The sequence below is a fragment of the Microbacterium kribbense genome (assembly GCF_039537285.1).
Lineage (GTDB): Bacteria > Actinomycetota > Actinomycetes > Actinomycetales > Microbacteriaceae > Microbacterium > Microbacterium kribbense.
Map to the genome: position 1 here is coordinate 91,525 of NZ_BAABAF010000003.1, position 14,365 is coordinate 105,889.

Here is a 14,365-nt window from a genome sequence, read left to right on the forward strand (position 1 = left end):
GCCTCCAGCTTATTGGGCGACGCAGCCGAGCAGACCGTCCCGCATAGGGTGGATGCCGTGCCCGAACCCGATCTCGCCACGCCGCTGGTGCGGTGGTACCGTGCGCACGCGCGGGATCTGCCCTGGCGCCGCGCCGCCTTCCACTCGCGCTTCGGGGGTTGGGGCGTGCTGGTGAGCGAGTTCATGCTGCAGCAGACGCCGACCGGCCGCGTGATCGGGCCCCTGGATGCCTGGCTCGCCCGATGGCCGACCCCGGCGGCACTGGCCGCCGAGGCGCCGGCCGAAGCCGTGCGGCAGTGGGCGAACCTCGGCTACCCGCGTCGGGCGCTGCGGCTGCACCGTGCGGCCGGGCAGATCCGCGATCGGCACGCCGGCATCGTGCCGCGCCAGGTCGAGGCCCTGATCGCGCTGGACGGCATCGGCGACTACACGGCGCGCGCTGTCGCGGTGTTCGCGTACGGGGACCGGCATCCGGTCGTCGACACGAACACGCGTCGGGTGCTGGTACGGGCGTGCGACGGCCGCGCCCACCCCGGGCCGCCGTCGCGGCGCGACCTGGATCGGATGGCCGCCGTCCTCCCCGCAGACGACGCCGAAGCCGCGGTCATGAACGCCGCCACGATGGAGCTCGGCGCCGTCGTGTGCACGGTCCGCAGCCCGCGCTGCGACATATGCCCCATCGCGCATGCGTGCGCATGGCGGGCGGCCGGGTATCCCGACACCGGAGATGCCCGCCGCAAGCAGGCGCGCTATACGGGCAGTGACCGGCAGGCCCGTGGCGCGGTGCTGAAGCAGCTGCGGGATGCCGCCGCCGGAGCCGTGCGGCAGGACGCTGTGATCGCCGACTGGCCGGACCGGCACCAGCGCGACCGGGCGATCGATTCGCTGATCGCTGATGGGCTGGCCGAGGCATCCGAAGGGATGCTGCACCTGCCCACCGGCGCCGCCAGAGGCGCGCGCGTGCATGTTCCCGGCGTCGGCTGAGGGCACACGCACGGGCGGGCCCGGAGTGCCCTCCGGGCCCGCCCGTGTGCGGAGTCAGCCGCCGATCTTCACGACCTCGGCGCGATGGCCGCTGGCACCGTGCAGGTGCAGCACGAGCGCCTGATCACGCAGGCCCTTCGCGTTGCCCTTGCCGTTGCCGCCCAGCGTGCCGCGGGTGTACGGGATGACCGCGCCGCCCTGGTCGAGGTACAGCGGAGCACCCGTGCCGATCGCCGGCGTGACCACGTCGTATGAGATGGGCCCGACATCGTCGATGTCGCCGGTGCCGCCTACCGCGTACGCGCTGTACGTGCCCACCTGGTAGGTGATCGGGAACGACTTCGCCGTGTCGGTGACGCCGATCATGGCCGGCCACACCGGTATCGCCAGCACGTTCGTGTCGAACACGTTCGTGTTGACGTCGCCGAAGGCGAAGTTGACCGGTTCGGCATCGATCGCCGAACCGGTGCTGAGGTCGATCAGCCAGGCCACCAGCACGTCGGTGCCGGCGACGTTCTGCACGTACACCTCGTAGTCGGGCACGCCGTCGCCGGTCGTGTCGACGTCGACGTACGGAATCGTCGAGTTGCCGACCGTCGCCCAGTCGCCGTAGGTGGCGATCGAGAACCACAGCCACCCGTCGGCGTAGCCCGTCTTGGTCGGCGACGATCCCGCGCCGACGTATTTCAGGTCGCCGGCGGTGGCGGTCTGGTTGAGGGTGCAGTTCCGCGTGACCTTGTCACCGCACACGGGCAGCTGCGGGCTGGTCGCCCCCAGCGTTGCCACCGTCACGAGCGAGTCGTATGCGGTGGCGCCGTCGCCCTGGCTCACGCCGGTGCCGGACAGGCGCAGCGCACGCGTGTCGCCCTTGTGCACGTCGGCCGTGCTCGTCTGCGAGACGGGCTTGGCCGCACCGTACACCGGCAGCCGGAGCGGGTTGGACGACGATCCGTCTGCGACCATCAGCCGGCCCGAGGCGTCCGCCACGAACTGGCGCGGCACACCCGACTGGTCGGTGGCCATGGTGGGATCGATCGTGTTGCGCAGCTTCGCCGTCGTGACTGTCATCGTGACGTGCACCGTTTCGGTCGCCCCCGCCGCCACGGTGACGCTGCTCGGGCTCACCGTGTAGGCGACTCCCGGCTGGGCGTTGCTGGCCGCGTAGGACAGGTTCGCGCTCACCCCGGTCGTACCGGTGTTGTGCAGCTGCACCGCGATCGTCCTGCTGACGGTCGCCTTCGTCGCCGGCGCCTCGACGACGCCGAACGACGCCGAGACGCCGCCGGGAACGTCATCCGAGTAGACCAGCAGCGAGTTCTGCACGGCCGCCAGCGCGTCGATCCGGCCGGCACCGACCCGGGCGGGGCTGTACACGTCGCCGGTTCTGTCGGTTCCGGTGTAGAGGTCGTGGCCGGCCGTGTTCATGATGTCGGCCTTGATCTGCTCGGGCGTCCAGTCCGGATGCGCCTGCTTCACGAGTGCCGCGATGCCTGCCGTGTGCGGTGTCGCCATCGACGTGCCGGACATGTTGACTGCGCCGGTTCCGGTGCCCAGGCCCGCCGACAGGATCGTGTCGCCGGGGGCAGTGACATCGGGCTTGACCACGCCCAGGCTGCCATGCGTGCCGCGTGAGGAGAACGAGCTGAGCAGGTCGTTGATCGCCGGGTCGACAGCATCCACGCTCAGTGCGAGGCTGCCGTCGAAGGTCACCGTCAGGGTGCCGGCCTCCAGGGCCGGCGTGAGGTCCTTGGTCGCCGACTCGGTCAGCTGGAACACCGGGATGTCGGCGTCGCCGGTGATCCCGGCGGCGAACGGTGTGACGTCGCCCGTGAAGATCGCGCCGATGGCACCGGCGGCCTTCACGTTCGCCGCCCGCCCGGCCGAGCCGCAGCGGCGGGTCGCATCCGTCGAGTCCCAGGTCAGCCACGCCACCTTGCCGGCGACGGCCGCCGCATCCGCCGCGCCCAGCGGGTCGCACCCGTCCGCATTGGCAGATGACAGCGGGACGACCGCGCCGGTGACCGAGGCACTCGTCGACCACGGGTAGGCGACGGAGAACTGCCCGGCGACCGTGCCCGCGACGCCGTCCGGAGCGTCGACCTTGAGTCCGTCCAGCTGCTGGAACGCGTCGACCGAGCTGGCCACGGCGAGCGAGCGCACCGCATTGCCGGGAGAACCACCGGTGTCGGTCAGGTCGCCGTTGTTGCCCATCGCGATCACCGGCAGCACGCCGGCGGCGGCCAGGGCGTTGACGACGTCGTTCTCGGGGTCGTCGACGGTGGCGTAGTCCGCGCCCAGCGACAGATTGACGATGTCGGCCTTGTCGGCGAAGTTCCCATCGCCGTTGGGGTCCAGCGCATAGTCCAGAGCCGGGATCACGACATCGGTCGAGCCCTCGCAGCCGAACACCTTCAGCGGATACACCGTCGCTGCCGGCGCGGTGCCGGGCACGACCTTCATCGCCGCGATGTCGTCCGCCGTCAGCGACCCGTAGTCACCGGTGAAGGTCGATCCGTCGGCGTTCTCGCCATAGCCGGCGGCGATGCCGGCGACGTGGGTGCCGTGCGGGCCGCAACCGATCGGATCGGCGTCGGGGTGGGCCACCGGCTGGTAGTCGGAGGCCGTGGGGTCGGCGTTGTAGTCGTCGCCGGCGAAGTCGAATCCGCCGCCGACCTTCGCCTGTGCCAATTCTGTCAGGGTGTCGCGCCAGTGCGGATCGGCATTGTTCTCATGCGCGGCTTGCCAGGCTGCTTCGGTGCCCGGCCCGCCGAAGTCGGCGTGCGTGTAGTCCAGGCCGGTGTCGATGATCGCGATCTTCACGCCCGCGCCGGTGCTGTGCGTCTGCTGCCACGAGTCGACGGCGCGGGTCAGGTCCGACCCTGTCGCGTTGAGCGTGTGCTTGGGCACCAGCGGAGTGATCTTGACGACATCGCTGCGCGCAGCCAGTTCCTTGATCGCCGCGACGTCGGCGGTGATCGCGACCCCGGGCAGAGCATTGCCCACCTGCCACAGCTCGGTCGTCCTGCCGTCCTTCTTGCGCGCCTGCGCGACGACGGCGGCCGACTTCTTGTTCGCGGCGGCCTTGGCCGCCTTCACGCTGGCCTTCTGCTGGCTCGCACTCTTGCCGGAGGCTTTGGCCGCATCGGCGGCCGCGGCGGCGCCCTGGCCGCTCAGCTGCACGAACACCGAGCGTCGCCCGTTCATGCGGTCGAGTCCGCCGGCGAGCTTCAGCGACGAGGCGAGCATGCCGTGCGAGGCGGTGGGAACCGGTGTCGCCGTCGAATCGTCCGGCGAGGTCGCGGCGGTCGCGGTGGCCGGCCACAACAGGGCGCACACCACCGCGGCAGCGGAAAGGGCGGCCAGCGACCGCCCTCTGGATCGGAACAGACTGGTCATGTGTCGACACTCCTTCGTGCCTGGCGCCCGGTCACCCGGCAGTGCTGTTCACCGCCGTCGATACTCTCCCGTGTGGGAAGAGCCCCGGAACATGGACTCGCAACACGCTATCGGACCTGCGCATATGTCCGCCAGTGCATGTTCGGCGCGCCGCGCGCACCCGGGCTGGAGCGGACGCGGCTGCTCGGCCGCATCCGCTCGGGTGCGGTCATTCGGTCTCGGCCTCTTCCGACTCGGCCTCTTCCGACTCGGCCTCTTCCGACTCGACCTCGTCGAACTCGCGGGGCTTGACGTAGGGATCGGGGTCGCCGGCGTACACCGCGCCCGAGGCGAGACCGGCCACGGCCGCATCGCGCTCGCGCGCTTCGCGCAGCAGGTCCTCGATGTGCCCCGCATTCTCGGGGATGCCGTCGGCGATGAACTCCAGCGTCGGGGTCAGCCGCACGCTGAGCTGCCGGCCCACCTCGCTGCGCAGCATGCCGGTGGCCGCCCGCAGCGCCTCGGCCGAGTCGCGGCGCTCTGCTTCGCTGCCCAGCACGGTGTAGAACACCGATGCATGCTGCAGGTCACCGGTCACACGCACGTCGGTGATCGTCACGAAGCCCAGGCGCGGGTCGCGCAGCCCCTTCTCGAGGCGCCGCGCGATCAGCACGCGGATGCGGTCGGCCATGCGGGCCTGGCGCTCTGAAGACATGATTCCTCCTGTGATCCGGTCGTTGAGCGAGCGAAGCGAGTCGAAACGACGCTCATGTCGTTTCGACTCGGCGCTGCGCGCCTCGCTCAACGACCGGGTACCGCGCTAACCGCGGGGCTTCTCGACCATCTCGGTGGTCTCGACCTCGTCGCCCACCTGGATGTCGTTGAACTTGCCCAGGCCGATACCGCATTCGTAGCCCTCGCGGACCTCGGTGACATCGTCCTTGAACCGACGCAGCGACTCGATGGCCAGACCGTCCGCGACGACCACGCCGTCACGGATGACCCGGGCCTTGGCGTTGCGGGTGATGGTGCCGCTGCGCACGATGACGCCGGCGATGTTGCCGAACTTCGACGAGCGGAACACCTCGCGGATCTCGGCGACACCGGACTGGACCTCTTCGAACTCCGGCTTGAGCATGCCCTTCAGCGAGTTCTCGATGTCTTCGAGCGCTGAGTAGATGACCGAGTAGAAGCGGATGTCCACACCCTCGCGCTGGGCGCGCTCGCGCGCCTTCTGGTCGGGGCGGACGTTGAAGCCGACGATGATCGCGTTGTCGATCGTCGCCAGGTCCACGTCGGACTCGGTGACGGCACCCACACCGCGGTGCAGGATGCGCAGCTGGACCGTGTCGTCGACCTCGATCTTCATCAGCGACTCCTCCAGCGCCTCGACGGCACCGGAGACGTCACCCTTGATGATCAGGTTCAGCGACTCTACCTTGCCCTCCTCCAGAGCCCGCGTGAAGTCCTCGAGCGAGATGCGCTTGCGCGCCTTGGCCAGCTGCGCATTGCGCGCGGCCGCCTCACGCTTCTCGGCGATCTGCCGGGCCATCCGATCCTCGTCGGTGACCAGGAAGGTGTCACCGGCGCGGGGCACCGAGTTCAGACCCTGCACCTGCACAGGGCGTGCGGGCGCCGCCTCTTCGACGGCATCTCCGTTCTCGTCCATCATCGCGCGCACCCGGCCGTATGCCGTGCCGGCGACGATCGCATCGCCGACCCGCAGCGTGCCGGACTGGATGAGCACCGTGGCCACCGAGCCGCGGCCCTTGTCGAGCTTGGCCTCGATCGCCACACCGCGGGCGTCCTTGTTGGGGTTCGCGCGCAGATCCAGACCGGCGTCGGCGGTCAGCAGCACCGCATCCAGAAGATCCTGGATGCCGATGTTCTCGCGCGCCGAGACGTCGACGAACATGACGTCCCCGCCGTACTCCTCGGCGACCAGTCCGTACTCGGTCAGCTGCTGGCGCACCCGGGCCGGGTTGGCGTCGGGCTTGTCGATCTTGTTGACTGCGACCACGATCGGCACGCCGGCGGCCTGGGCGTGGTTGAGCGCCTCGACCGTCTGCGGCATGATGCCGTCGTCGGCGGCGACCACCAGGATCGCGATGTCGGTGACCTGGGCACCGCGGGCGCGCATGGCGGTGAACGCCTCGTGGCCCGGCGTGTCGATGAACGTGATGGCCCGCTCGTGGCCGTCGTGCTCGGTCCAGATCTGGTAGGCGCCGATGTGCTGGGTGATGCCGCCGGCCTCGCCCGCCGTGACGTTGGTCTGCCGGATGGCGTCCAGCAGCCGCGTCTTGCCGTGGTCGACGTGACCCATGACGGTGACCACCGGGGGCCGGATCTCCAGGTCCCCGTCGTCCTCGTCGGCCAGCTCCTGCTCGAGGTCCAGACCGAAGCCCTCCAGGAGCTCCTTGTCCTCGTCCTCGGGTGAGACCATCTGCACCTTGTAGCCCAGCTCGACGCCGAGCACCTCGAAGGTGGCCTCGTCCAGCGACTCGGTCGCGGTGGCCATCTCTCCGAGGTTGAACAGGATCGTCACGAGGATCGACGGCTGCACCGTGTATCCGGTCAGGGCCTCGATCTTGTCGGCGAAGTCCGAGATCGATGCGCCGCGGCGCATCCGGATGATCTGGCCGTTGCCCTTCTGGACGTTGACGCCGCCGACGACCGGCGCCGACCGCATCTCGAACTCCTGCCGCTTCGCCCGACGCGACTTGCGCTGCTTCGACTTGCCGCCGCCCTTGCCGAACGCGCCGGCCGTGCCGCCGCCGGGGCCACGACCCCGACCGCCGCCACCGGGACGACCCGCGAAACCGCCGGCCGGACGAGCGGGGAAACCGCCCGCGCCGCCGCCGGTGCCGGGACGACCCGAGCGCTGCTGGAACGGAGCGCCCCCGGGACGACCCCCGGGACGGCCCGGTCCGCCGGTGCGCGCGCCACCCGGACGCGGAGCGCCGGGACGGGGCGAACCCGGACGCGGCGGCTGCGGCCGCGGCGCCTGCGGGCGCGGGATGTTGCCGGGGTTCGGGCGCTGGCCCATGCCCTGTGCAGGGGCGAACGGGTTGTTGCCCGGGCGCGGGCCGGCGGGGCGCTGACCCATGCCCTGGGTCGAGGCGAACGGGTTGTTGCCCGGGCGGGCGCCGCCCGGCTTGGGGGCAGCGGGCGCGGCACCGTCGGTGTGGCCGGCGGTCGTGCCCGCGGCCGGGGCCGCCGGCGCGGACGCAGCGGGTGCCGGCGCGGCGGGTGCCGCGGGCGCGGCGGCCTGCGGCGTGGCGGCGGCAGCCGGCTGTGCGGCGGGGGCCTTTTTGGCCGGCACCTTGGGGGCCGGCGCGGCGGGGCGCACCGGGCCGGGGCGGCCGGTGGGGTGCGAGGCCGGCTTGGCCGGTGCCGCGGCGGGCGCCGCGCCGTCTCCGGCCAGGGCGGCGCGGAGCTTCCGTGCCACCGGAGGCTCGATGGTCGACGACGGGCTCTTGACGAATTCGCCGAGCTCCTTCAACTTCGCCAGAGCGACCTTGCTATCGACGCCGAGTTCGGCGGCGATCTCGTGTACGCGTGGTTTAGCCACAATTCTCCTGTCTGGGGTCTCCCCAAGGCAGGGCAGACCGTTAGTCGCGGACGGGACTCATTTCGAGCCGTTCACTTTGATTCCATAGCCGTTCAGCCTTTTCGCTGCAGGTGCTGTTCGATGGTCTGCGTGTCAAGCGGACCTGACACACGCAATGCTCGCACGAAGGCACGGCGCCGCAGGGCGGCATCCATGCACGCGCGCGTGTCGTGCACCCAGGCGCCCCGCCCGGGCATCGTCGCACGCTCATCAGGAACAAGGTGGGAGTCGATGGCCACGACTCTCAAGAGTGTGGACCGGAGGGAACGCTGACGGCATCCGACGCACGTTCGTACAGGATCCATGTTACACCTCGCCGCTGAGCGCGCCGTGCGCCCGCGTTCAGTTCTCGTCGAGGATCGAATCGGGCTGGATGTCGATCTTCGCCCCGGTCAGCTTGGCGGCCAGGCGCGCGTTCTGGCCCTCCTTGCCGATGGCCAGCGACAGCTGGTAGTCGGGCACCAGTGCGCGCACGGCCTTGGTGTTCGCGTCGAGGATGAAGCTGGAGGTCACCTTCGCGGGCGAGAGCGCGTTGGCCACGAACGTCGCGAGCTCGGGATCGTAGTCGACGATGTCGATCTTCTCGCCGGAGAGCTCTTCGGTCACGGCACGCACTCGACGGCCCAGCTCGCCGATGCAGGCGCCCTTGGCATTGATGGTCGGGTCGTTGCCGCGCACGGCGAGCTTGGTGCGGTGGCCGGCCTCGCGGGCCAGCGACACGATCTCGACCAGACCCGAGGCGATCTCGGGCACCTCGAGGGCGAACAGCTTGCGCACCAGGCCCGGGTGCGTGCGCGAGACCGTGATCGCCGGGCCCTTCGTGCCCTTGGCGACGCTGGTGACGTACACGCGCATCCGGGTGCCGTGCGCGTAGTCCTCGCCGGGCACCTGCTCCTCGGGCGGCAGGATCGCCTCGACGCTGCCCAGGTCGATGTGCACCATGCGCGGGTTCGGCCCCTGCTGCACGACGCCGGCGACGATGTCACCCTCCTTGCCGCGGAACTCGCCGAGCACGGCGTCGTCGGCGATGTCGCGCAGCCGCTGGCTGATGACCTGCTTGGCGGCGAAGGCTGCGATGCGGCCGAAGTCCTCAGGAGTGCTCTCCTCCTCGCCGATGACCGCGCCCTCCTCGTCCAGCAGCGGCACGAACACGGCGACGTGGCCGCTCTTGCGGTCGAGCACGGCGCGGGCGCCGTCAGGAAGGATGCCGGTGGTCGTGGTGTGCTTCGCGTAGGCGGTCAGAATCGCCTGCTCGATGATCCGCACCAACTCGTCGAAGGGGATCTCTTTCTCGCGCTCGACCGTACGCAGCAGTCCCAGATCGATTTCCATCGTGACCTTCCCTATTCAGCTCTCGCCGGCGCACGCACCGGCATCCCTACAACGTTACCCGATGGGACGCGCGGCGACCGCGCCCCAGCGTCAGGTGCACTCGTTGGCCGGAGCGGCCCGATGCGCGAACAGGCCGCCGGTCCAGTCGATGAGTTTGGGCAGCAGCGGCGAGCCCGGCAGCATCACCGCCTGGTGGCCGGTCGCGGGGTATTCGATCCACTGCACGCTGTTGCCGGCGGCGCACAGGCGCTTGACGAAAGCGACCTGCTCGCTGCGCGGGATCACCTCGTCGCGCTGCCCCCAGGCGATCAGCAGCGGGGTCTGCCACTTGCCGGTGGCGGCGTTCTCGCCGAGCCGGCGGCCCATCGCCCCGGCGGTCAGGTCGCCGATGTAGAGCGGATGGTCTTCGGAGACGCCGAGCGCCGTCAGCACCGAGACGATCACCCCCGGCTCGGTGGGGCAGCGCTGCGCCATCTCGCGGACGATGGCGCGGGCACCGGGCGAGACGTAGTCGTTGATCCTGATGTCCGGGTAGGTCTCGGAGTACGGCACGAGCACCCAGGCCGTCAGCACGGTCAGCTCCACGCTGGCGTAGCCGGCGGTGAGGTCGCGCGCCAGCGACAGCGGATCGGCGGCGGGCGACAGCGCCGCGGCGCCGAGCACGGTCAGCCCCGGTGAGTACTTCGCGGCGATCTGGCTGGCCCACAGCGCGGCGTGTCCGCCCTGGGAGTGCCCCCAGATGACCACGTCGTCCGATGCCCACACGTGCGGCAGCCGCTGCGCGGCGCGGACGGCGTCCAGCGCGGAGCGCGCTTCGCCCTGCCCGATCAGGTAGGGGAACACCCCGGGCGCGCCCTGTCCGGCGTAGTCGGGCGCGACCACCATCCAGCCGTGCGCGAGCGCGACGTTCAGGTCGGGGATCGCCCACCTCGTCGCGGAGCTGTCGCTCAGGCTCGGCGCGCAGCCGCGGGCGACGCCGGTGGTGCCGTGATTCCACAGCACGATCGGCATCGGCGCCTGCAGCGTCACGTCCGGGATGATCACCAGGCCGCTGGCCGACACCGGCCGGCCGTAGGTGTCGGTGGTCGTGTAGAGAATGCGCTTGACGGTCGCGCCGGCGGGAATCCTGCCGGCGTAGTCGTCGGCGCGGATCAGCTCACCGTGCCCGCCGGTCGGCAGCACGGCCGGTGGATCGTAGAACGCGTCGATGACCGGCGCGCCATTCTGCAGATACCCGTTCAGCGACCACCCGGTCGCGGTGACCACGACCAGCACCAGCACGATCGCGTAGCGCCCGGCATCCCCCCATCCCGGGTGCGGCGCGTGCCGGCGCTCGGGCCGGCCGCCACGGTCGGGGCGGCGATCGAGAGCGAGGATGCCGCGCACCAGCAGCATCCCGCCGAAGACGAGGGTGCGCACGCCGAAGACGACCGCGACCACGAGAACCGTCACGTCGGGCCAGGTCAGCGACAGCAGGCCGAAGGCGACCTGCGCCGCCCCCCAGGTGGCCGACAGCACCCGCGCGCTGACCCGCACTCGCGCGCCGGCGCGGCGACGAAGCGTCGCCTCGGCGATCGCGGCGACGCCGCCCAGCAGCAGCAGCACCGCCAGCGCGGCGGGCAGCAGGTCGAGGCTGCGGCCGATCCACACCAGCACCAGCACGCCGATCGCGATCCAGCCCAGATCGATCAGCTGCGTCCAGCTGCGCCCTCCGCGCTGCGCCGAGATCAGGTCGATGACGCCGGAGATCACGGCGCTCGCGCCCACGTACAGACCCAACAGCAGCAGCGACGTCAGGGGGCGCGACACGATCAGCACGCCCAGGATGGCCACGAGTGCGCCGACGACCACGAGCACCCGAGGTGGGGCCTGCGCGACCAGGCGTGGCAGGACGCTCCAGCGCTTTCCCTCCCGCTCGCCCATCACCGAGCCATGATAGGTCGCGGCGGCTGGATGGCGGCCGATATGCCGGGCCGTGGCCCGGTCAGGCCGCCGGGTCGGCGGGCGGGTCGGCGAGCGCGTTGATCGCGGCGACGAGATGGAACAGGCCGCCCACCCGGTACGGACTCAGCTGCATCACCAGTCGTGGCAGGTCGAGTCGGTCATGGTCCTGGCGCTCGTCGCGCAACGGCTCGGTCCGCTCGATGCGCCCTGCCGTCAGCAGATGCGCGAACCGGTCGTTCAGGTCGTCGAGCTGCGCGTCGGTGGGGGGTGTGCGGATGCGCAGCACGAGATGATCGCGCACCCAGCGCAGCGAGTCGTAGTTGCGCCAGAAGCCGGTGATCTCATCGATCGCCGCCGACACCGAATCGGTGATCAGGACGCGATCGAAGTCGTCGGGGTTGATCACCCCGGCGGGTACCAGGTGTCGGTCGACGAAGCTGCGCAGGCCCTGCCAGAACGTGCCGCCGGTCTCGTCCAGCAGCACGATCGGCATCGGCTCCGCCTTGCCGGTCTGCTGCAGGGTCAGCAGTTCGAACATCTCGTCCAGGGTGCCGAACCCGCCGGGCACGCAGATGAACCCGTGCGACTCCTTCATCAGCATCAGCTTGCGGGTGAAGAAGTACTTCATCGACACGAGGTTCTGCCCGTCGGCGATCGCCGCGTTCGGCTTCTCTTCGAACGGCAGCCGGATCGAGACGCCGATGGACCGATGCAGGCCGGCGCCTTCGGCGGCGGCCTGCATTATTCCGGGGCCGGCGCCGGTGACGACCATCCAGCCGCGCCCGGCCAGCGCGCGTGCCGCATCGCGGGCCTGCCGGTACAGCGGATCGTCGGGCTTGGTGCGCGCCGAGCCGAAGATCGTCACCTTCAGCACATCGCGGTAGGGCGCGAACAGGTCGAACGCGGCACGCATCTCGGTCAGCGCGGCCGAACTGATCTTCAGGTCGAGCCGGTCGGTGTCGTCCATGCCCAGACCGACGCCCGTCACCAGGATGCGCGCGACCAGATCCTCGTTCTCGGTGATGCCGACGGCGCTCATCGCCGCCCGCAGCGCTTCGGTGACCTCTGCCGGAATCGTGTTCTCAGCCATGGCCCCACTCTGCCACGGCATCGACCCACGGCCGCCATGACGGCGCGGCTGCTCCCCCGCCGGGCCGCCCGTTCAGCCGCGCAGCCGCGCCACCGCCTCGGCGACCGGAACGCTCGAACGCTCCCCGCTGCGGCGGTCCCACAGCTCGACGATGCCCTCGGGCGCACCGCGGCCGACGATCACGATGCGGGGCACGCCGATCAGCTCGGCGTCGCCGAACTTCACACCCGGTGAGACCTTCGGCCGGTCGTCGTAGAGCACGTCCAGGCCGGCATCCTGCAGCAGCGCGGACAGCTGCTCGGCCAGCTCGAAGGCGACCGCATCCTTGCCGGTGGCCACCACGTGCACGTCGAACGGCGCGACCGACTCGGGCCAGATCAGGCCCTTGTCGTCGTTGTTCAGCTCGGCGATGATCGCGAGGATGCGGGTCACGCCGATGCCGTACGATCCCATCGTGACGGTGACCAGCTTGCCGTTCTCATCGAGCACCTTCAGTCCGAGGGCCTCGGCGTACTTGCGGCCGAGCTGGAAGACGTGCCCGATCTCCATGCCGCGCGCCAGGCTCACCGGGCCCGAGCCGTCCGGCGCCGGGTCGCCGTCGCGCACGGTGGCGACTTCGACCACGCCGTCGGCGACGAAGTCGCGCCCGGCGGTGACCGAGTGCGCGTGCTTCTGGTCGACGTTCGCACCGGTGATCCACTGCGTGCCGTCGGCCACGCGCGGGTCGACGAGATAGCGGATGCCGGTGGCCGAGCCCGATCCGAGCACCTGTCCGTCCGCCGTCCACGGGCCGATGTAGCCCTTGGTCAGCAGCGGATGGCGGGCGAAGTCCTCGTCGGTGGCCGGCTCGACCGCAGCCGGCGCGAACGCCACCTCGGCGCGCTTCTCGTCCACGTCGCGGTCGCCGGGGATGCCGACCACGACCAGCTCGCGTGCGCCGCCCTGGTGCGTCAGCGCCAGCACGACGTTCTTCAACGTGTCGGCGGCGGTGTACTCGCCGTCGAGCACCGTGCCCGCCAGCGTGACGAGCGTGTCGATCGTGGGCGTGTGCGGCGAATCGAACACGACCGCCTCGGGCAGCCCCTCCAGCGGCACCGGGTCGGCGGCGAGGGTCGTGAACGCCTCGACGTTGGCGGCGTAGCCTCCGGCCGAGCGCACGAAGGTGTCCTCTCCCACCGGCGTCGGGTGCAGGAACTCCTCGCTGCGCGAGCCGCCCATGGCCCCGGCATCCGCCTTGACGATGACGTACTCCAGGCCCAGGCGCTGGAAGATCCGCTCGTACGCGTCACGCTGCGCCTCGTACGAGGCATCCAGCCCCGCGTCGGTGTAGTCGAACGAATAGGCGTCCTTCATCGTGAACTCGCGACCGCGCAGCAGACCGGCGCGCGGGCGCGCCTCATCGCGGTACTTGTCCTGGATCTGGTAGATCGCCAGCGGCAGGTCCTTGTACGACGAGTACAGGTCCTTCACCAGCAGCGTGAACGCCTCTTCGTGCGTGGGCGCGAGCAGATAGTCGCCGCCCTTGCGGTCTTGCAGCCGGAACAGCAGCTCGCCGTACTCGTCCCACCGACCGGTGGCCTGGTAGGGCTCGCGCGGCATCAGCGCCGGGAAGTGCACCTCCTGGGCGCCGGCGGCATCCATCTCCTCGCGGATGACCCGCTCGATCTTCGCCTTCACGCGCAGGCCCAGCGGCAGCCAGGCGAACACCCCGGCGGCCTGGCGCCGGATGTAGCCCGCGCGCACCAGCAGCTTATGGCTGGCGACCTCCGCATCGGCGGGGTCTTCACGGAGCGTGCGAACGAAGAATTTCGACAGTCGAGTCACCACGATCCCCCAGTCTAGAGGCGGGCCGTGCCGGTCCCCCTCCGAGCGGCGACGCCGGGGCACCCCTTCCCGCACAGGCGCTTCGACGCCACGATGGCGACATGCTCTCCGCAGCCGCCGCCCGCATGGTCGGGCGCGAGAACGAGCTCGCCCTGCTGCGCGACGCGTTTGCCCGGGGGCGGACCGGCAGACCCACGGTCGTCGTG

Annotated in this window: 9 protein-coding genes; 1 reads left to right on the forward strand and 8 read right to left on the reverse strand. The window is 70.7% G+C overall.

Translation table 11 applies throughout. From position 1 onward, the window contains the following. Positions 1-57: 57 nt before the first annotated feature. Positions 58-984: an HhH-GPD family protein gene (locus ABD705_RS04990; protein WP_344781185.1), complete on the forward strand. Its 927-nt coding sequence runs from the start codon at positions 58-60 to the stop codon at positions 982-984. 54 nt (positions 985-1,038) lie between these two features. On the opposite strand, the gene ABD705_RS04995 is transcribed toward ABD705_RS04990, so the two are convergent. The 8 genes from ABD705_RS04995 to ABD705_RS05030 all read right to left on the reverse strand — a co-directional run bounded on the left by ABD705_RS04995 (position 1,039) and on the right by ABD705_RS05030 (position 14,162). Next, entirely contained in the window at positions 1,039-4,380 is a 3,342-nt protein-coding gene (locus tag ABD705_RS04995; protein WP_344781187.1) for a S8 family serine peptidase, read from the reverse strand. Between the two features lie 208 nt (positions 4,381-4,588). Further along, positions 4,589-5,074, reverse strand: coding sequence for a 30S ribosome-binding factor RbfA (gene rbfA / locus ABD705_RS05000; protein WP_344781189.1), 486 nt, complete (start codon positions 5,072-5,074; stop codon positions 4,589-4,591). A gap of 105 nt (positions 5,075-5,179) precedes the next feature. Further along, a complete protein-coding gene (gene infB, locus ABD705_RS05005) occupies positions 5,180-7,930 on the reverse strand; it encodes a translation initiation factor IF-2 (protein ID WP_344781191.1) in 2,751 nt (916 codons plus the stop codon). Positions 7,931-8,022: 92 nt separating this feature from the next. Next, positions 8,023-8,274 (reverse strand): YlxR family protein, encoded by a 252-nt coding sequence (locus ABD705_RS05010; protein ID WP_344781193.1) that lies wholly within the window; start codon positions 8,272-8,274, stop codon positions 8,023-8,025. A gap of 37 nt (positions 8,275-8,311) precedes the next feature. Next, positions 8,312-9,301, reverse strand: a complete 990-nt coding sequence (nusA, locus tag ABD705_RS05015; protein ID WP_344781195.1) for a transcription termination factor NusA — start codon at positions 9,299-9,301, stop codon at positions 8,312-8,314. Between the two features lie 90 nt (positions 9,302-9,391). Beyond that, on the reverse strand, positions 9,392-11,224 hold the full coding sequence (locus ABD705_RS05020; protein ID WP_344781197.1) for a lipase family protein: 1,833 nt from the start codon (positions 11,222-11,224) through the stop codon (positions 9,392-9,394). Between the two features lie 61 nt (positions 11,225-11,285). Beyond that, a complete protein-coding gene (locus ABD705_RS05025; RefSeq protein WP_344781199.1) occupies positions 11,286-12,335 on the reverse strand; it encodes an LOG family protein in 1,050 nt (349 codons plus the stop codon). Positions 12,336-12,407: 72 nt separating this feature from the next. Next, complete coding sequence (locus ABD705_RS05030) at positions 12,408-14,162, reverse strand: proline--tRNA ligase (RefSeq protein ID WP_344781201.1); 1,755 nt, start codon at positions 14,160-14,162, stop codon at positions 12,408-12,410. Positions 14,163-14,365 lie beyond the last annotated feature (203 nt).